14 protein-coding genes are annotated in these 17784 nt (G+C 69.7%); 8 read left to right on the plus strand and 6 right to left on the minus strand.

Features of this window, described 5'->3' with window-relative positions:
• The first annotated feature begins 4 nt into the window (after positions 1 to 4).
• Entirely contained in the window at positions 5 to 439 is a 435-nt protein-coding gene (locus ACFWXQ_RS25515; protein ID WP_383951701.1) for a hypothetical protein, read from the plus strand.
• Here the strand turns inward: ACFWXQ_RS25515 and ACFWXQ_RS25520 are convergent.
• Positions 421 to 1410 carry a helix-turn-helix domain-containing protein gene (locus tag ACFWXQ_RS25520; protein ID WP_383951698.1) on the minus strand — a complete coding sequence of 330 codons (990 nt, stop codon included), beginning with the start codon at positions 1408 to 1410 and terminating at the stop codon, positions 421 to 423. The genes ACFWXQ_RS25515 and ACFWXQ_RS25520 overlap by 19 nt on opposite strands.
• Positions 1411 to 1566: 156 nt before the next feature.
• On the opposite strand from ACFWXQ_RS25520, the gene ACFWXQ_RS25525 reads away from it, so the two are divergent.
• Positions 1567 to 1872, plus strand: a complete 306-nt coding sequence (locus tag ACFWXQ_RS25525) for a 4a-hydroxytetrahydrobiopterin dehydratase (RefSeq protein ID WP_383951694.1) — start codon at positions 1567 to 1569, stop codon at positions 1870 to 1872.
• Between the two features lie 8 nt (positions 1873 to 1880).
• Positions 1881 to 2639 (plus strand): class I SAM-dependent methyltransferase, encoded by a 759-nt coding sequence (locus tag ACFWXQ_RS25530; protein ID WP_386269235.1) that lies wholly within the window; start codon positions 1881 to 1883, stop codon positions 2637 to 2639.
• Here the strand turns inward: ACFWXQ_RS25530 and ACFWXQ_RS25535 are convergent.
• A complete protein-coding gene (locus tag ACFWXQ_RS25535; protein ID WP_383953116.1) occupies positions 2593 to 3093 on the minus strand; it encodes a hypothetical protein in 501 nt (166 codons plus the stop codon). The two genes, ACFWXQ_RS25530 and ACFWXQ_RS25535, sit on opposite strands and share 47 nt — an antisense overlap.
• The gene (locus ACFWXQ_RS25540) at positions 3090 to 3623 is read right to left on the minus strand and encodes a hypothetical protein (protein ID WP_383953118.1); all 534 of its coding nucleotides are present in this window, start codon (positions 3621 to 3623) and stop codon (positions 3090 to 3092) included. Before ACFWXQ_RS25540 ends, ACFWXQ_RS25535 begins: the two co-directional genes overlap by 4 nt.
• A gap of 62 nt (positions 3624 to 3685) precedes the next feature.
• On the opposite strand from ACFWXQ_RS25540, the gene ACFWXQ_RS25545 reads away from it, so the two are divergent.
• On the plus strand, positions 3686 to 4657 hold the full coding sequence (locus tag ACFWXQ_RS25545; RefSeq protein ID WP_383953120.1) for a helix-turn-helix transcriptional regulator: 972 nt from the start codon (positions 3686 to 3688) through the stop codon (positions 4655 to 4657).
• Positions 4658 to 4748: 91 nt separating this feature from the next.
• Positions 4749 to 6623, plus strand: coding sequence for a rhamnogalacturonan lyase (locus tag ACFWXQ_RS25550; protein WP_383953122.1), 1875 nt, complete (start codon positions 4749 to 4751; stop codon positions 6621 to 6623).
• A gap of 70 nt (positions 6624 to 6693) precedes the next feature.
• On the opposite strand, the gene ACFWXQ_RS25555 is transcribed toward ACFWXQ_RS25550, so the two are convergent.
• Both ACFWXQ_RS25555 and ACFWXQ_RS25560 read right to left on the minus strand, forming a co-directional pair.
• Positions 6694 to 9372, minus strand: a complete 2679-nt coding sequence (locus tag ACFWXQ_RS25555) for a cellulose binding domain-containing protein (RefSeq protein WP_383953124.1) — start codon at positions 9370 to 9372, stop codon at positions 6694 to 6696.
• 138 nt (positions 9373 to 9510) lie between these two features.
• Positions 9511 to 12426 carry a glycoside hydrolase family 48 protein gene (locus ACFWXQ_RS25560; protein WP_383953126.1) on the minus strand — a complete coding sequence of 972 codons (2916 nt, stop codon included), beginning with the start codon at positions 12424 to 12426 and terminating at the stop codon, positions 9511 to 9513.
• A 483-nt stretch (positions 12427 to 12909) separates the two neighbouring features.
• On the opposite strand from ACFWXQ_RS25560, the gene ACFWXQ_RS25565 reads away from it, so the two are divergent.
• The 3 genes from ACFWXQ_RS25565 to ACFWXQ_RS25575 all read left to right on the plus strand — a co-directional run bounded on the left by ACFWXQ_RS25565 (position 12910) and on the right by ACFWXQ_RS25575 (position 16630).
• Positions 12910 to 14622, plus strand: coding sequence for a glycoside hydrolase family 6 protein (locus ACFWXQ_RS25565; protein ID WP_383953128.1), 1713 nt, complete (start codon positions 12910 to 12912; stop codon positions 14620 to 14622).
• 212 nt (positions 14623 to 14834) lie between these two features.
• Entirely contained in the window at positions 14835 to 15731 is an 897-nt protein-coding gene (locus tag ACFWXQ_RS25570; protein WP_383953130.1) for a class I SAM-dependent methyltransferase, read from the plus strand.
• A 197-nt stretch (positions 15732 to 15928) separates the two neighbouring features.
• Positions 15929 to 16630: an SDR family oxidoreductase gene (locus ACFWXQ_RS25575; RefSeq protein ID WP_383953132.1), complete on the plus strand. Its 702-nt coding sequence runs from the start codon at positions 15929 to 15931 to the stop codon at positions 16628 to 16630.
• Positions 16631 to 16788: 158 nt separating this feature from the next.
• On the opposite strand, the gene ACFWXQ_RS25580 is transcribed toward ACFWXQ_RS25575, so the two are convergent.
• Positions 16789 to 17475: a glycoside hydrolase family 75 protein gene (locus ACFWXQ_RS25580; RefSeq protein ID WP_383948401.1), complete on the minus strand. Its 687-nt coding sequence runs from the start codon at positions 17473 to 17475 to the stop codon at positions 16789 to 16791.
• Positions 17476 to 17784: the final 309 nt, after the last annotated feature.

Raw genomic sequence — 17784 nt, forward strand, 5'->3', positions numbered from 1 at the left:
CGCCATGTCCGCAACCCACTTCGCCGCCCTGGCCCGCACCACCGAGCCGCAGACCATGCTGCGCCGCTTTCTGGCGCTCGACGCGGCGGTGACCGGCGTGAACGGCGTCGCCTACCTCGCCGCGTCCGGACCGCTGGGCCGGCTGCTCGATGTCCGCCCGGGCCTGCTGCTCGCACTCGGCCTGGTTCTCACGGTGTACGCGGCGGGCGTCTCCTGGCTGGCCTCGCGCCGGCAGCCGCCGGTCCTCCCGGTACGGGCCGTGATCGAGATCAACCTCGCCTGGGCGGTGCTGAGTTTCGTCGCGCTCGCCGTGTGGCTGTCGCCGAGCACCGCGGGAGCGGTGTGGATTCCCTTGCAGGCACTGGTCGTTGCGGGCTTCGCGCTGGCGCAGTACGTGGCGCTGCGAGCGCTGACCGTACCTCAGGACATCAGCGACTGAAGGTACTTGACCGTCGCGGGGTCGGCCGGGAGCAGTGTCTCGATGGCCAGCTCGGCGACGGTCACGTCCATGGGCGTGTTGAACGTCGAGATGGACGAGATGAAGGACAGCACCCGACCGTCGTGCTCGATCTGCATCGGCAGGGCGAAATAGGGGACGGTCTCCCCGAGCCCCTCGCCGCTCCCGTTCTCGCCCCCGCTCCCGGGAGAGCCATCCGAGGAGCCCTCCGACGGATACGGATACGCCGCCACCTCCTCGTACAGCGCGCGCAGCGACTCGGAACGGCGCAGGGCGATGTCTCGCTCCATCTGGGCCAGCAGATGGCCGCGCCACTCCCGCAGATTGCGGATCCTCGGCGCCAGACCCTCCGGATGCAGCGTCAGCCGCATCGCGTTCAGCGGAGGGGCGAGGAGGTGCTCGGGAACGGTGTCGAGCAGCATCGCGATGCCCCGGTTGGCGGCGACCACGTTGTACGTCGCGTCCACCACGAACGCCGGATAGGGCTCGTAGCCCTGGATCAGCCGTTCCACGCCCTCGCGCAACGCGTCCAGCGCCGGATCGTCGAGCGGGGTCTCGGGGTAGCGGGGCGCGTAACCGGCCGCCAGCAGAAGGGCGTTGCGGTCCCGCACGGGTACGTCCAGGTGCTCGGCCAGCCGCAGCACCATCTCCTCGCTCGGCCGGGAGCGACCCGTCTCGACGAAGCTGATGTGCCGCGCCGACGACCCGGCCCGCAGGGCCAGCTCCAGCTGGCTCACCCGGCGCTGCTCCCGCCAGCCGCGCAGCAGCGGACCCACACCCTGGTCGACCGCGGAGGCACCGACGGCCGCCGAGGCGGAGCGGGCAGTGGACGCGCCAGGGGACGTGCCGGTGGACGTGGCAGCCGACGCGGTGGTGGACGCGCTGCTGGATGTGACAGCGGAGGCGCCGGTGGACGTGGCAGCGGACGGGGAGGCGGACGCGGCGGCGGTCATGCACCGACCGTAGTCGATCCGCCGCCCGGCAGTCGATGAGCGGCCCGGCGGCCGAATGCCTACCCCGCCCATTGCGCCGGACGCGCCTGACCAGGGACGGGACGGCCGGACTGTGGCACGCTGAAGAGATCCGGACGTCACGGAAGGAGCGCGATCATGCCCCCTGCACCGCTGTCGCAGAAGGAGATCGAGGACCGGCTCGCGGAGCTGCCAGGCTGGTCCCTGGACGGAGACCGGATCGCCCGCTCCTACCGGCTCGGCTCGCACTTCGCGGCAGCCGTGCTGGTCGTGCACATCGCCCAGGTGCAGGACGAGCTGGACCACCACTCCGACCTCACGCTCGGTTACCACACCGTGTCCCTCACCGTGAACACACACAGCGTGGGCGGAGCCGTCACCGAGCTGGACTTCGACCTGGCCCGCCGGGTCGAGGAGCTCTCCGCCGGGCACGGCGCGCATTGAGCCCGCTGGTGTTCGACTACGACGAGGAAGCCGAGCGGTACGACGTGTCCCGCGGCGGCGAACCCCGTGCCGCCGCAGCCGCGAGCGCCGTTCTCGGACTGATCCCCGAGGACACGGGCAACCTCCTCGACATCGCGTGCGGCACGGGCATCGTGACGCGTCGGCTCGCGGCGACCGGTCTCGACGTGGCGGGCGTCGACGCGGCGTACGGCATGCTGCGGCGGGCCGCCGAGCGCGTACCCGGGCGCGTGGTCCTCGCGGACACCCGCCAACTCCCTTTTCCCGACGCCTCGTTCGGGGCGGTCACGGCCGTCTGGCTGCTGCATCTGCTGGACGACGCGGAGCGTGTCGTCGCCGAGGCGGCCCGGGTGCTCAGGCCCGGCGGCATCTTCGTCACGACCGTCGACAAGGCCGCCTCGCACGACGTCCGCAGCGACATCGACGCCGTGATGGCTCCGCGCCCGCGCCGCGCGGCCCGTGACCGCGACGACCTCGTGGGGTCCTTCGCCGACCGGCACGCCCTGATCCCGGCGGGCCGGGCGTGCTTCCGCGGCCACGGCCAGGGCCGGGCTCCGGCACGGGCCGCCGCCGACGTACGGCGCGGCTGGTACACGCTGCTGCCCCCGGGCGCGCCCCTCACCGAGAAACTCGCGTTACGCCTGGAGCAGCTCCCGGACCAGCATGTCCCGCGCCCCGACCCGAAGTTCAAGCTGCGGGCGTTCAGGAAGCCGGGTCCGGCCCCGAGCCCGCCCGGTCCCGGCGCGTGAAGTCCATGACCCAGTTGGTCACCCACGTCTTCTCGCCGTCCACGGAGAACGCCTGCTCCCAGCGGGCCGTGGTCGCCGAGATCCCCGACCACACGAACCGCACGCGTACGTCCTTGCCGTCGTGCGCATCGTCCCCGTAGAACTCGCCCCGCCCGTCCGTGAATTGGCCGATGACGGGCGGGAACAGCCGGCCGCTGCGACTGCTGGACCAGTTCAGCGACCACTGCCCGGTCTCCCGGTCGCGCAGCCGCAGGGTCAGCCCCTTCCACCCCTGGTTGGGCACGTCCATCTCGTCGATGTTGCCGGCCCCGTCGAACAGGCTCCAGCAGCGGTTGGTGGCCGGGAACTCCTCCCAGTCGCTCCCGGCGTCCAGGAAGTCGGTGCGGCGGCGGTGGGCTACGTCCCACTCGCCGACGAAGAAGTCGAAGTCATGCGGCGGCGTGCTCGTGCTCATGAACGGTCTCCAGTCGTGCCCTCTGACAGGCAGTCGGCCATATAGGCGTCGAGGTCGGGTGAGTCGGGCGCGAGCATGTGCCGCACCCAGGCGTCGCGTTCGTGCAGGATCGGTGGCAGCTCCCAGACACAGCCGATCCACGGCAGGTCTGGCGTGATGAAGTGCGTCGGGTCGCGGTCCGGACAGCCGAGCACCGGCTGTCCCGCCGAGGCACCCTTGAAGTGCAGGACGTTGTCCCACACCCAGCTGTACGCGTTCAGATAGGCACCGTCGTCGGCGCCCCGGTGCAGCACGACGAACGTCGCGGGCGGTGTGCTGTCCGCCTCCGGCAGCAGCTTCGGCAGCATCGCGTACGCCGCCTCCTGGACTTCGGGCGCGATCCCCGCCGGGTCGGCGGTCACGTGGTAGCGCTTGATCCGCCGCCCCGCCACCTCGATGGGCGGCGGCACGGTCAGCAGCTTCTCCGTGAAGCTCCGGGGGGTGCCGGAGGCCGCGGAGGTCTTGGAGGTACCGGGGGTCTTGGAGGTCATGAGAGGACGCTAGGCCCGCTTCACTGACACCTTCTGTCAGTGAAGCCTGACATTCTGGAGAGGTGAAATCAGCCCGCCTCGTCTCGATCCTCCTGCTCCTCCAGACCCGGGGCAGGATGACCGCCGCCGACCTCGCCGAGGAGCTGGAGGTCTCGGTGCGCACGGTCTACCGGGACGTCGAGGCACTGAGCGCCGCGGGCATCCCGCTCTACGGCGACGCGGGACACGAAGGCGGCTACCGGCTTCTCGACGGCTACCGCACCCGCCTCACAGGCCTCACCGCCGGCGAGGCCGAGGCACTGTTCCTCGCGGGCGCGCCCGGACCCGCCGCCGAGCTGGGCCTCGGCCCGGTCCTCGCCGCCGCCCAGCTCAAGGTGCGTGCCGCCCTCCCACGCGAGCTGCGCGAGCACGCCGACCGCATCAGCGGCCGCTTCCACCTCGACGCGCCCGGCTGGTATGCCGACACCGACAGCGGGGGAGCCCCGTACCTCCCCGCCGTCGCCGACGCCGTCTGGAACGGCCGCGTCCTGAACATCCTGTACCGCCGCTGGCGCGAGCCCACCGACGTGGAACGACGCCTCGAACCGTACGGCCTGGTCCTCAAGGCGGGCCGCTGGTACGTCGTCGCGGGCCCGGGGCCGCGTACGTTCCGCGTCGACCAGATCCTCGAACTGGCCGCGTCCGGCGAGGAGTTCACCCGTCCCGACGACTTCGACCTCGCCGCGTACTGGACGTCGTACCAGCGGGACTTCCACGACCGGCTGCACCGGGGCGAGGCGGTGGTGCGGCTCGCCCCGGGCGTCCGTCTCACCGGCCCGGCGGGCGACGCGGTACGGGCCAACGGCCGTATGGACGCGGATGGTTGGACTCTGGCCGCGGTCCCCATCGAGTCCGTGGACCACGCACACGGCGAGTTCCTCCGTCTCGGCGCGGGCGTGGAGGTGCTGGAACCGGCCGAGTTGCGGGACCGAATCGCCGGGACGATCGCCGCCCTGTCCCGCACGTACGACGTATCCCGGACGGACAACACATAGAGAGCGCTTGCCGAATCGCGGCAACTCCCTTGCTCCCAGCGGCGACTGAGGTAGCAGAACCCGTCTGCCCCTCCCAGGGAGGTACGTCACCGTGCAGCACCCGCAACGCAGACGCAGCAGCAGAACCAGGCTCCTCCTCACCACAGTCGTCGCCGGCGCCCTCGCCGCCGCAGGTCTCACCTCGCTCACCGCGACCCCGGCGCATGCCGCGACCGCGCGCCAGGTCGAGAGGCTGGACCGGGGTGTGGTCAGCGTCCACACCGACGCCGGCAACCTCGTCAGCTGGCGCTGGCTCGGCACCGACCCGAACGACGTGTCCTTCAACGTCTACCGGGCGGGTACGAAGGTCAACCCGACCCCGGTCACCGGCTCGACGAACTACTTCCACGCGGGCGCGCCCTCCCAGGCCGACTACACGGTCCGCGCGGTCGTGGGCGGCGTCGAGCAGGGCGACTCGGTGCACGCGATCCAGTTCCGTACCGGATACAAGGACGTGCCCATCACCCCGCCCGCCGGAGGTACGACCCCGGACGGCGTCGCGTACACCTACGAGGCCAACGACGCCTCGGTCGGCGATCTCGACGGCGACGGAGCGCTCGACTTCGTCCTGAAGTGGCAGCCGACGAACGCCAAGGACAACTCCCAGTCCGGCTACACCGGCAACACGATCCTCGACGGCGTGAAGCTGGACGGCACCCGGCTGTGGCGCATCGACCTGGGGCGGAACATCCGCTCGGGCGCGCACTACACGCAGTTCCAGGTGTACGACTACGACGGCGACGGCAAGGCAGAGGTGGCCGCGAAGACCGCCGACGCCACGGTCGACGGAACGGGCGCGGTCATCGGCAGCTCCTCCGCCGACCACCGCAACTCCAGCGGATACGTCCTCGCGGGGCCCGAGTACCTGACCATGTTCAACGGCCAGACGGGCAGGGCGATGCAGAGCGTCGACTACGTCCCGGCGCGTGGCACGGTCTCGTCGTGGGGCGACTCGTACGGCAATCGCGTGGACCGGTTCCTCGCCGGTACCGCCTATCTGGACGGTGCCCGGCCCTCGCTCATCATGGCCCGCGGCTACTACACGCGTTCGGTGATCGCGGCCTGGGACTGGCGCAACGGGGCGTTCACTCGGCGCTGGACGTTCGACACCAACTCCTCGACGAACACCGGCAAGGGCTTCGACGGCCAAGGCTCGCACAGCCTCTCCGTCGGGGACGTCGACAACGACGGCAAGGACGAGATCGTCTACGGGGCGATGGCCGTGGACGACAACGGCAACGGACTGTGGACCACGAGGACCGGGCACGGCGACGCCCAGCACCTGGGCGACCTCGACCCGGGAACGGCCGGCCTGGAGTACTTCAAGGTCTCCGAATCCACGTCCCAGCCCGCCGAGTTGTACATCAACCCCGCGAGCGGCGCGGTCCGCTGGCAGCTCGCCGCCTGCTGCGACAACGGCAGGGGAGTGGCCGGAGACATCTACGCCGGCAACGCCGGTCCCGAGATGTGGTCCGCCTCCGACACTTCCATCCGTGACAAGTCCGGCGCCACCAAGGGCCGAGAGCCGTCCTCCGTCAACTTCCTGTCCTGGTGGGACGGGGACACCACGCGCGAACTCCTCGACGGCACCCGCATCGACAAGTACGGCACGTCCGCCGAGACCCGCCTGCTGACCGGCGCCTCGGTCCACTCCAACAACGGCACCAAGGCGACCCCGGCGCTGTCCGGCGACCTCTTCGGCGACTGGCGCGAGGAGGTCGTCTGGGCCACGAGCGACAACACGGCCCTGCGCGTCTACTCCACCCCGAACGAGACCACCACGAAGATCACCACCCTCCTCCACGACACGATGTACCGCACAGGCATCGCCTGGCAGAACACCGCCTACAACCAGCCCCCACACCCGAGCTTCTTCATCGGCAACGGCATGCCGACGGCCCCGAGGCCGACGGTCTACACCCCGTGAACGACGGTGGGTGCGTGCCTCTGAGAGCCGCGCACCCACCACCTCCGGTTCCCGTTGTCCGGCCCGGTTGTCAGGTCACCGTGCAGGACTGGTCGCCGAGCTTGAATGCCGTGGGTTTTCCGTTTGATCCCGACCAGCTCCCCGTGAATCCGAAGCTCACCGATGAACCGGGCGCCACGTTCGCGTTCCAGCCCAGGTTCTTCATTGTGACCGTCGCTCCGGACTGGGTGTGCTCGGTGTTCCACGCCTGGGTGACGGTCTGGCCGTTGGGGAAGGACCAGCCAAGTGCCCAGCCGTTCCAGGTGGTTGAGCCGGTGTTGTTGAGTTGTACGTCCGCCTGGAAGCCGCCCGACCACTGGTTCGTGATCTTGCACGTCACCGCGCAGGCGCCGGTCGGCGTCGGGTCCGTGCCCCCGCCCCCGCCCCCGCCTCCGCCGTCCGCGTCCGACGAGTCGCCGTAGATGACGCCACGGCCGTTCGTCGACACGTACACACGCCCGTAGACGCGCGGATCACCGGTGATGGCCGCGCCCGTCCAACCCCACTGGTGTGCGTCGTCGTTGACCCGGGTCCAGGTCGCGCCCTTGTCCGTGGAGCGGAAGATGCCGCGTACGCCGCCGATCTTCGCGCTCGTGTAGAGGGTCTGGTAGGAGGCGCCGGCCGCGGCCTTGCCGAAGCCGATCGTGTCGGCCTGCTCGACGCCCGACAGCTTGGTGAAGGTCGCGCCGCCGTCCGTGGAGTGCCACAGCCCGTACGCCCCGTCGCTCGCACCGCCCGCCAGCCACACGTCACCCTTCGTACCCGGCAGAGCCTTGAACCGTACGCTGTCGCCGCTCGGCAGCCCGGTCGCGGACGAGGCCGTGAAGGAGACTCCGCCGTCCGAACTGACGTAGAACCTGCCCGACTTGAAGCCGTAGAAGGTCTTCGGGTCGACCCGGTCCGACTCGACGATCGCACCGGCCGGAATGCCGGTCGAGGCCGACCACGAGGTGCCGAAGCCGGTCGCGTGGTGCACGCCCGCGCCCTCCGGGCTCCATACGAAACGGCTGCCGTCGGACGCCGCCGCGACCGTGCCGCCGCCGCTCACGCCCGAAGGGTCGGTCCCCGCGAACCAGTTGGCGCCGTTGTCCGTGGAGAACGCCACATGCGGACCCGAGTCGAGATTGCCGGCCCGCACCACCGTGCCCGGGCTGGACTCCGCGAAGTCGAGGCTCGTCGTCGTGGTGAAGTTCGGCGAAGTGAACATCATCGAGGGGACCTTGGTGAGGTCCGTGTGCCGGAAGCCGCCGATGTCACCCAGCGCGCTGAGGAGTTGGGCACCGCCGGACGGGGGAGCGGCCAGGTCGTTCACGGCCGTCTCCTCCAGACCCTGCACCATCGGCTTGATGGTGAACTGGCCGCCGCTGTCCCACTGGCCCAGGTTCTCGGTGCCGTAGACCGTCGCGCCCGTCCCGTACATCATCCGGGCCGAGTTGAACGGATCGATCTCCAACGCCTCGGTCATCCAGCCCAGTTTGGGGCTCTGCTCGGGCGGCGACGGATTGGCGCCCCAGCTCAGCCACGGCGAGGACGAGACGTCCATCGTGTAGCGGTTCGAGCGGTTGGGGTACGACGTGTAGTCCCATGCCTTGGTCCAGGCGCCGCCACTGTTCGTGGAGCGGAAGATCTGTGTGTCCGGCCACCAGGAGCTGTATGCCGTCGCCATGACCGTGCCCGGCTTCTGCCGGTCGACCGTCAGCCCGCTGAAGCCGTAGTAGGTGTCGGCCTCCGCGACCGGGCTGATGTCCGTCCAGGTCCCGGTCGCCGTCGCGTACCGCCACAGTCGGCCCTTTCCGCCGTCGTACGGACCGCCCTTGTCGCTGTAGGCCAGGTACAGGTAGCCGTTCGTCGCGTCCAGGACCCCCTTGTGGGCCAGGTATCCCGTGGGCTGTCCGGCGAGACGGGACCAGGTCGCGCCCGCGTCGGTGGACCGGTAGACGGCGTTGTCCTTGTCGGCGACACCGACATAGATGGTCCCGGTGGCATTGGTGCCCGTGCCGGTCGACTCGTCGAAGGTCACCCAGGCGATGCCCTGGTTGTCGGAGGCGTACCCGCTCGTGTCGGTCGGATCCTGCACGTAGTTGCCGACGTTGGGGAAGTTCGTCACCTGCGACCAGGAGGCACCCGAGTCCGTGGACCGCCACAGTCCCTTGCCGCTCGGGGCGCCCAGATACAGCACGCTGTTCCTGTGGGGATCGACAGCGAGCCGTTCGCCCATGCCGCGCCCGGGCATGTTGCCGCCCAACTTGAACGGCAGATCGGCCTTCTGCCAGGTCGCACCCCGGTCGGAGGACCTGAGCACGGCCCCGTTCCCGGGGTCCCAGCTGTTCGTGTACGTCCCGACGGCCGCGTACACCTTGCTCGGCGCCACCGAGTCGGAGGCCAGGCTCACGACACCGGTGTGGCCCCAGCGGTCCCAGCCCACCGAGTCGAGCAGCGGGGTCCAGCTCTTCGACGACTCCTGCCAGCGGTAGGCACCACCGATGTCGGTCCGCGCGTACGCGAGGTTCTTCTCGGACCGGTTGAAGACGATGCCGGGAACGAACCCGCCGCCGTCGATGCGCGCGTTCTTCCAGGTGTACGTGTCGGCGGCGACGGACGCCGAAGGCGCGGCCTTCCCGACGGGCTGCGCGGCCAGCGCGGGCGGCACACCCGCAAGCAGCCCGGCGGCGAGCCCGAGCACGGCGGTCAGGACGGAGGTTCTTCGCACGGTGACCCTCTCCTTGCGTGGGGGGACGAAGACGGCTCTGGGCGCCCCGCGCCCCTTAGGGGCGCGGGGAACTGCGCGACCAGCCACATCCGGCCCGCAGCCTTCGTACCGCCCAACCCGCGGAGCGTTCGGCGGGGGCTATTCGAGAAGCTCCGCGTACGAGCCCATCGCGAGAGCAATATCCGCCTGGGCCCAGAACCGGTGATACGTGAACGAGGGCGCGGCCCCGCCGGCCAGATACGCCTCGATCTTCGACCAGGCCGGATCGTCCTCGTAGAAAGAACGAATCGAGTCGAAGGTCGACGACGAGTTGATGGCGTCCCCGTTCGGCATCCTGCCGGACCACCCGCTCGGGACGTACACGCCGTCGTCGAAGCGGTTGTAGTCGGCGCGGGTCTCCGGGACCGCGATGCCCAGCGCGTCCTGGTTGTTCTTCCACATGCCGTCGAGCAGCGCCTTGGCCGTGGTTGCGGCCTGCGTGTCACCGGAGCGGTCGGCGTAGTACGTCAGGGTCTTGGCGTACGCGGCCGCCACGCCGACGTCGTCCGTGTAGTCGGCGACGGTGACATGAAGTCCCGTATTGGCGCCGGGACTTGACGCGTTCCAGGTGTCGGGCCTGCCCGACCACCGGAGCGTGTTGGGGATACGGAAGGAACCGTCGGGGTTGACCGTGGTGTTGGCCAGCGCCCAGTCGACCCACTTGTCGAGGACGACTTTGGCGTCCGCGTCACCCGTCTGCTGGTAGTACTCGGCGACCCGTTCCATCGACCACGCCTGGAAGCCGAACCACTGGTTGGACGGCGGGTCGTGGTAGACGGGCTTCTCGTCGTAGAACATGCCGTAGAAGGTCGGCGTGCCGGAAGGCGGAGTCGCGTAACGCCCCTGCCAGCTGTTGGTCGCGCCGCCCGCGATGGCCCCCTCACTGGACTGCAGCCAGCGGTAGAACTCCAGCTGCCGGTCGAGGGACTTCGCCCAGTCCGCCTGCCCTGTCGCCGACTTGGGCTTCAGATCGGCGTACGAGCTGAGCGCGTACGCCGCCAGGGGGTTCTGGTAGCCGCCGTGGGTGTGGCTGGAGCCGATGCGCCAGGCCCAGCCCGCCGAGGTGTCGGTGGCGCCGCCCCACGCGTAGTACCAGTTCAGCAGGTAGTGCGAGGCGTCCTTGCCGGTGCCGGCCGGGCAGGTCGACGGTCCCACGCAGTTGCCGATTTTCTTGAAGTACTTGTCGTACATCGAGTAGCGGAGGTAGTCACCCATCTTCGCGGCCTTGCCGACGGTCGCCGTGACGGCGGAGCCGTTGCCCTGCTGCTTGGCCCAGATGTCGGCCCAGTACGCGGCCTGCACGGCCCGCGCGTCCGCGTCCGGAGCGTTGGTGAACTTCCACTGCTTCGCGTACGAGGCGTCCTTGGTGAACAGGTCCAAGTACCCGTTCGTACCGCCGTACTTGAAGGCGTCACAGGTCGGCTGCGGCACGGTCTCCCACACCGACTCCTGCGGTCCGCGCTGGAAGGTGTTGATGTACGAAGGGCCGGTGTCCGTCGGACCCGCCTCGCACTTGCCCGGCGAATTGCCGTACCCGTAGACGTTGTCGACGTCCTGCAGCCAGTGCATGCCGTAGATGTCGTCCGTGCCGTACGCGCTCTTCAGCTCGGCGGCGATCGGGTCGGAGCCGACCGACACACCGGTGTCGAGCTGCGCCGGATACTCGTTCGGGGTGTCGTGCTCGGGCGCGTAGGTCGCCGGCTTCGAGGCGTTGTAGAACGAGTTGGTCGGCTGGTCGGCCTTCGTGGGGATCATGAACTTCTCCATGATCTCCCAGGCGGCGTTGAACCTGGACCAGTCGCCCGTCACCTTGCCGTACATGGCCTGGAGCCACAGCAGATAGCTGTACGCCTCCGACGTCGTCTCATGGCCGTGGTCGGGCGCCTCGACGATCAGCGTCTCCACCGAGTGGTACGGGATGCCCTCGGGCGAGAAGTAGCCGTTCGCCGGGTTGGTGATCTTCCCGTAGAGCTCAAGGAAGCGGGCGTCGTACTCCTTCGAAGCGGCGAGCTGCGTGACGGTGACCGCGCCCTTCGCGTGCCCGGTGGCCGTCGACTCGAAGGTCGCCGAACCGGTGCCCGTGGAGGCGGCCGTGACGGTCACCTTCTGGGCGGTGTTCCAGTTCGAGGGCGTGAAGGTGAGCGACGCCCCGCCGGTGACGGACAGACCCGTGTTGCCGCTCGCCCGAGCGGTCGCCACGGTCACGTTCGCCGACGGCTGGGTCGAGAGCTTCACGTCGTACGTGCCCGACTTGCCCTGCTGGACGCCGAGTTGGGTCGGCGAGACCACCACGGCGGGACCCGAGGCGACCGTGATGCCGACCGGTGTGGACTCCGCCGACGCGCCCAGGCTGTCGTACGCCTTCGCGAGCAGCGAATGGCTGCCAACGGTCAGGCCGGAGGCCGAGAACGAGTACGGCGAGCTGGTGTCGGTGCCCAGCAGGGTCGTGTTGTCGTAGAACTCGACCTTGCTGATCGTCGCGTTGTCCGCGGCCGCGGCGGTCGCGGCGAGCGGGACGGCGGCGCCCTGGGAGTAGACCGCGCCCGCGGCGGGGCTGGTCAGCACGGTGATCGGCGGCTGGTGGGCGCCCGTGCAGGCCGTGCCGTTGATCGCGAAGGACGTGGGCGCGGCGTTGGTGCCGCTGTACGTGAACTGGGCGCCGGTCGTCACCGCGGCATCCACCCCGATCGTCCCGTTCCAGGACGCGTTCCGCGCGGTGACCGTCCTGCCGGACTGCGACCACGTACCGCTCCAGCCGCTGCTGAGCTGCTGGTTGCCCGCGTAGTCGTACGTCAGGGCCCAGCCGCTGATCGCCTCCGTGCCGCGGTTGGTGAGGGTGAGCTCGGCGGTGAAACCGGAGCCCCAGTCGTTCGTCTTGTAGTCGACGCTGCACTGGACGGCCGCCGCCTGAGCGGGGGTCACGCCGGTCGCCAGCGTGGTCAACGGAAGGGCGAGGGCCGCCACCACGGCGGTCCACATCCGCCGCGCGAGGCGGCGTCCGGGTCTGGGTGCCATGTTCTGGTTCCTCTCCATGCGGCTCGGAGATGGGGGGAGGGGCAACAAGCCTTGAACCAGTGGGAGCGCTCCCATAGTGGGGATGAGGGCGGAAGGGGTCAAGGTGCTTGAAGAGTCGAAATGATTCGATAGATCAAGAGTGCAACTCCTCTGTCCTTTACCAACACTTGGCGCTACCTTCTTCGGCACCAGTGGGAGCGGTTCCATCAGTCGACACGTCCGTCACGGCGTGTCAGAGCTGCAAGGAGTCGCTTCATGCGACACCCCCCGCGTTTACCTCTTTTAGTGGTCGGCGCCGCGGATCTTTGTCATGGACACCGCGAGCGCGTCGGCCGTGCCACGGCTTCGGGAGTCGCGCCCGCCTGCCCGGTGGAGTGCTCCGAGCTCACCCTCATCCCCCATGGCGACGGCACCCCCACGCCGTCGTACGGCATCGGGCTGCGCGATCGTCCGCGCTCCCCAGACGGATAGGACACCCCGCACATGAGCCGTACCAGAACAGCAATCCTCGCGGCGGTGGCGCTGGTCGCCGGCACCGCGGGCGCCGCCGTCGCGGCGATACCCCCGGACGTCGGCGTGGCCGCCATTCCCTGCACCGTCGACTACAAGGTGCAGAACCAGTGGGACTCCGGCTTCACCGCCGCGGTCACCGTCACCAACAACAGCGCGGCCAAGTCGAGTTGGGCCGTGAAGTGGTCGTACGCCGGAAACCAGAAGGTCACCAGCGGCTGGAACGCGAAGCTCAGCCAGAGCGGCACCGCCGTCACCGCGGCCAACGAGAGCTACAACGGCACGTTGGGGACCGGGAGTTCGGTCAGCTTCGGCTTCAACGGCACCTACAGCGGCACCAACGCGCTGCCCACCGCCTTCACGCTCGACGGCGTCACCTGCAACGTCGACGACGGTGGCGGCGGCCCCGGACCCACGGACCCGCCGGGCCCGGGCACCAAGGTCGACAACCCGTACGCGGGCGCCAGGGTGTACGTGAACCCGGAGTGGAAGGCGAAGGCCACCGCGGAAACCGGGGGCAGCCGGATCGCCAACCAGCCCACCGGCGTGTGGCTCGACCGGATCGCCGCCATCAACGGCGTGAACGGCGGCATGGGCCTGCGCGCCCACCTGGACGCGGCGCTGGTACAGAAGGGTTCCGGAGAACTGGTCGTGCAGCTGGTCATCTACAACCTGCCGGGCCGTGACTGCGCGGCCCTCGCCTCCAACGGCGAACTCGGCCCGACGGAGATCGACAGGTACAAGACCCAGTACATCGACCCGATCGCGGCGATCCTCGCCGACAGCAAGTACGCGGGTCTGCGGATCGTCACGACCGTCGAGATCGACTCGCTGCCGAACCTCGTCACGAACGTCTCGCCGCGCGTCACCGCCACCGCCAACTGCGACACGATGAAGGCGAACGGCAACTATGTGAAGGGCGTCGGCTACGCGCTCAACAAGCTCGGCGACGCGCCCAACGTCTACAACTACGTGGACGCCGGACACCACGGCTGGCTCGGCTGGGACGACAACTTCGCACCCTCAGCCGCCCTGTTCAAGGAGGCCGCCACCGCCGAGGGCGCGACCGTCGCCGATGTGCACGGCTTCATCGTGAACACCGCCAACTACAGCGCCCTCAAGGAGAACCACTTCACGATCAACGACTCCGTGGGCGGCGCGTCGGTCCGTACGTCGAAGTGGATCGACTGGAACCGGTACGTCGACGAGCAGTCGTACGCACAGGCCATGCGCACGCAGTTGGTCTCGATCGGCTTCCCGTCAGGGATCGGCATGCTGATCGACACCTCCCGCAACGGCTGGGGCGGCACGGCCAGGCCGACCGGGCCCGGGGCGACGACCAACGTCGACACCTATGTCAACGGGGGCCGTTACGACCGGCGCATCCATCTCGGCAACTGGTGCAACCAGTCGGGCGCGGGCCTTGGCGAACGCCCGCAGGCCTCACCGGCGACCGGCATCGACGCGTATGTGTGGATGAAGCCGCCGGGTGAGTCGGACGGGTCGAGCACCGCGATCCCCAACGACGAGGGCAAGGGCTTCGACCGGATGTGCGACCCGACGTACACCGGGAATCCGCGGAACAACAACAACATGTCGGGTGCGCTGGCGAACGCGCCGTTGTCGGGGCACTGGTTCTCGGCGCAGTTCCAGGAGCTCATGAGGAACGCGTATCCGGCGTTGTGACCTTCCGCTGAGCGCGGGGTCACTTTGGCTGCGGGTTCGGCCGGCGGTTGAGTGTGGCTGGTCGCGCAGTTCCTCGCGCCCCTAAAAGAATGCGCCGTTCCCCGCGCCCCTTTCGGGGGCGTGGGGGACTCTTTGCTGTTTTGGCAAGGCGAGTGGCTGTTTTGGGGAGGTCGTAGCAGGCTGTCCGTATCCCGGACGAGAGGCTTGGAACCATGGCACACGACCACGGGCAGCACGACGAACAGGGTCAGGGGCACAGTCACAGTCACGGTCACATCGACTTCGCCGAGATGCTTCCGGTGCTGGAGCAGGAGGCAGAGCTGTTCACGCCGCTCTACGCGGAGGCGGCGGGCTGGCTGCGGGAGTGGCAGCCGGAGCCCGAGATGATCGTGGACGCGGGCAGCGGTCCCGGTGTCATCTCCTGTCTGCTCGCCGACGCGTTTCCCAAGGCGCGGGTCGTCGCCGTGGACGGCGCCGGGCCCCTCCTGGAGGCGGCCCTCGCCCGCGCCGCCCGCCTCGGGTTCGCCGACCGCTTCAGCACACTGGAGGCCGAACTCGGCGACGGGCTCGGCGACTTGGAGTACCCGGCCGATCTCCTCTGGGCCAGCCGATCCCTGCACCACGTCGGCGACCAGCGGGCCGCCCTCGCGGGGTTCGCCGAGCGGCTCGCGCCCGGCGGGGTCCTCGCGCTGCTGGAGGGCGGCCTGCCCTCGCGCTACCTTCCGCGCGACATCGGCATCGGCCGGCCCGGTCTGCAGTCCCGGCTGGACGCGGTCGAGCAGGAGTGGTTCACACGGATGCGCCGCGAGCTGCCGGGAGCGGCCGAGGAGACCGAGGACTGGCCCGGCCTGCTGACGGCCGTCGGGCTGCGGCATGCGGCGACCCGTACGTTCCTGCTCGATCTGCCCGCTCCGCTGTCGGAGGAGGGGCGCGCCTTCGTCGCGAGCAGCCTCGGCCATCGCCGCACCGGGCTCGCGGAGGGACTTGAGGCCGATGACCTCGCCCTGCTCGACCGGCTCCTCGACGCGGACGACAAGGCGAGCGTGTTCCAGCGGTCGGATGTGTTCGTGCTGACCGCGATGACCGTGTACGTCGGGGTGAAGGCCTAGCGCTTCGCGCGGGGCCCGGCCGACGGCGGCGGCACGGTGGCTGATTGTTCGTCTGCGGGCCGAGTTCGGCCGGTCGCGCAGTTCCCCGCGCCCCCTACGGGGCGCCCTCCGGGACGTGTTGACATCGAGTGCTCTCCAAGTGATGGACTCCAGGCACTTCGTGACGGACACGACACGGACACGGCTTGGGGGAACGTATGACTGACTCACCAGTGGCGCTGATCACCGGCGGCGGCAGCGGGATCGGTGCGGCGGTGGCGCGGCAGCTGCTCGACGCCGGGCACCGGGTGACGGTGACGGGGCGCGGGGAGGAGCGGCTGCGCGGGTTCGCCGAAGAACTCGGCAAGCCCGAGGGGCTGTTGACGATCAGGGGTGACGCGGCCGACTACGACCACGTCCAGGCGGCCGTCAAGGCGACGGTGAAGGAGTTCGGACGGCTCGACACCGTCGTCGCCAACGCCGGGTACGCCACGCACGACACCGTCGCCGAGGGCGATCCGGCCGGGTGGCGGGACATGGTGCTGACCAATGTGCTCGGCCCCGCGCTGCTCATCCGGGCGTCGATCGACCGGCTGAAGGAGACGCGGGGGCGGATCGTGCTCGTCGGCAGCGTCGCGGGCCACATCCACGGGCCCGGCAACATCTATGGAGCGACTAAGTGGGCCGTGACCGGGCTCGCCGAGAACACCCGGCGGCAGGTCACCGAGTACGGCGTGGGCGTGACCCTGATCTCGCCCGGCCGGGTGGAGACACCGTTCTGGGACAGCTATGGCAGCCTGCCGCCCGGGCACCTGCTCACCTCGGACCAACTGGCGGAGTCGGTCGTCTGGGCGATCCGGCAGCCGAGCGGCGTGGACGTGAACACCGTCGTGATACGGCCGATCGGCCAGCCGGTCTGAGCAGCCACTTCGAGCCGGTCCGAGTTGGGGACATGAGAGGCCGGTCGGGCCGCGGTGAGATCCGCGGCCCGACCGGCCTCTGTCGGCTCACCGGTCTCCGGTCTCCGTCGGCTCGCCGGTCCGTCGGCTCGTTCGCTGCTTCTCAGTTGTGCTGCTTCTCAGTTGTCCTCAAGGAGCTGCTCCGCAAGTGCCTCGCCGAGGGACGTCGTCGCTTCCTGGTCCTCGATGGGGGAGACCCGGGAGCCGGTGAAGACGATGTACGTCACACCGGAGGCCGCGCCGCCCGTCGCCGGGTCGGGGTTGATGCCGAGGGCCCGCGCGGCGGCGTACGACGCCTCGCCGATGATCTTCGTGGGGCCGGTGTCGCCGACGACCGCGTACTGGACCTCGTCGCCGTGGATCACCGCCGCCACGCTGCCGCCCCTGATGCCGGAGCTCGTGTAGTTCCAGATGCCGCTGGGGCCGGGTACCACGACGTAGGGGAGATGCGCGGAGTTCAGCGGTCTGCCGTCGGACTGGTGGAAGGCCGTCTGGTCCTGGAACCACGGATCGGTGCGCTTGTTGCACTCGGTGGTGACCTGGCCGTCGCAGTCGATGTCCATGTCGGCCTTCCAGAAGACCGCGCCGTTCATGCCGCACACGGGGACGGTGGCCGGTGCCCCGACGTCGAGGCTGTACTTGCCGTTCGAGATCTGCGCGCAGGACGTCATCTCGGCGAGCAGGTCGGAGGCGGTGACCGTGCTCTCCCGAGCCTGTACGGGGGCGGCGCCCGCCGGGAGGGCCGCGGCGGCGAGCAGCGTGGTGCCGGCGGCTGCGGCGGCGAGGGTCAGTGTTCGAGTGCGCACTGTGGGAGGACCCTTCTGGGCCTTGGGGACGTCACGCGGCGGGGCGACGTGCATCCGACGTGTAGGGGGACATCGACGGGGACAAGGGGAAAAGGGGTACATGGACGGGGACATATGTGTGTTCGCTGAACGGGTACTCGGGCGACTCTGACCGATCCCCCTCCCATCGGCGAGGATGCCGCGCCTTGTCTCACCCGCCCGCCGCATCCGCGACACCGTGTCGGCAGAGCCCTCGCCCGCCCGCGGTCCGAGGGCCGGGGAAGCCTGGATGCCAGGAAGCCCCGAACACAGGACGAAGCCGCCGCCCGA

Origin of the sequence: Streptomyces sp. NPDC058697, assembly GCF_042715345.1 — a bacterium.
Classification (GTDB): Bacteria; Actinomycetota; Actinomycetes; order Streptomycetales; family Streptomycetaceae; genus Streptomyces; species Streptomyces liliifuscus.

Excerpts from the sequence above, each read along its gene's own strand:
- ACFWXQ_RS25515 (WP_383951701.1), top strand. The coding sequence starts at position 5 with ATGTCCGCAACCCACTTCGCCGCCCTGGCCCGCACCACCGAGCCGCAG.
- ACFWXQ_RS25520 (WP_383951698.1), bottom strand. The coding sequence starts at position 1,410 with ATGACCGCCGCCGCGTCCGCCTCCCCGTCCGCTGCCACGTCCACCGGC.
- ACFWXQ_RS25525 (WP_383951694.1), top strand. The coding sequence starts at position 1,567 with ATGCCCCCTGCACCGCTGTCGCAGAAGGAGATCGAGGACCGGCTCGCG.
- ACFWXQ_RS25535 (WP_383953116.1), bottom strand. The coding sequence starts at position 3,093 with ATGAGCACGAGCACGCCGCCGCATGACTTCGACTTCTTCGTCGGCGAG.
- ACFWXQ_RS25540 (WP_383953118.1), bottom strand. The coding sequence starts at position 3,623 with ATGACCTCCAAGACCCCCGGTACCTCCAAGACCTCCGCGGCCTCCGGC.
- ACFWXQ_RS25560 (WP_383953126.1), bottom strand. The coding sequence starts at position 12,426 with ATGGCACCCAGACCCGGACGCCGCCTCGCGCGGCGGATGTGGACCGCC.
- ACFWXQ_RS25565 (WP_383953128.1), top strand. The coding sequence starts at position 12,910 with ATGAGCCGTACCAGAACAGCAATCCTCGCGGCGGTGGCGCTGGTCGCC.
- ACFWXQ_RS25570 (WP_383953130.1), top strand. The coding sequence starts at position 14,835 with ATGGCACACGACCACGGGCAGCACGACGAACAGGGTCAGGGGCACAGT.
- ACFWXQ_RS25575 (WP_383953132.1), top strand. The coding sequence starts at position 15,929 with ATGACTGACTCACCAGTGGCGCTGATCACCGGCGGCGGCAGCGGGATC.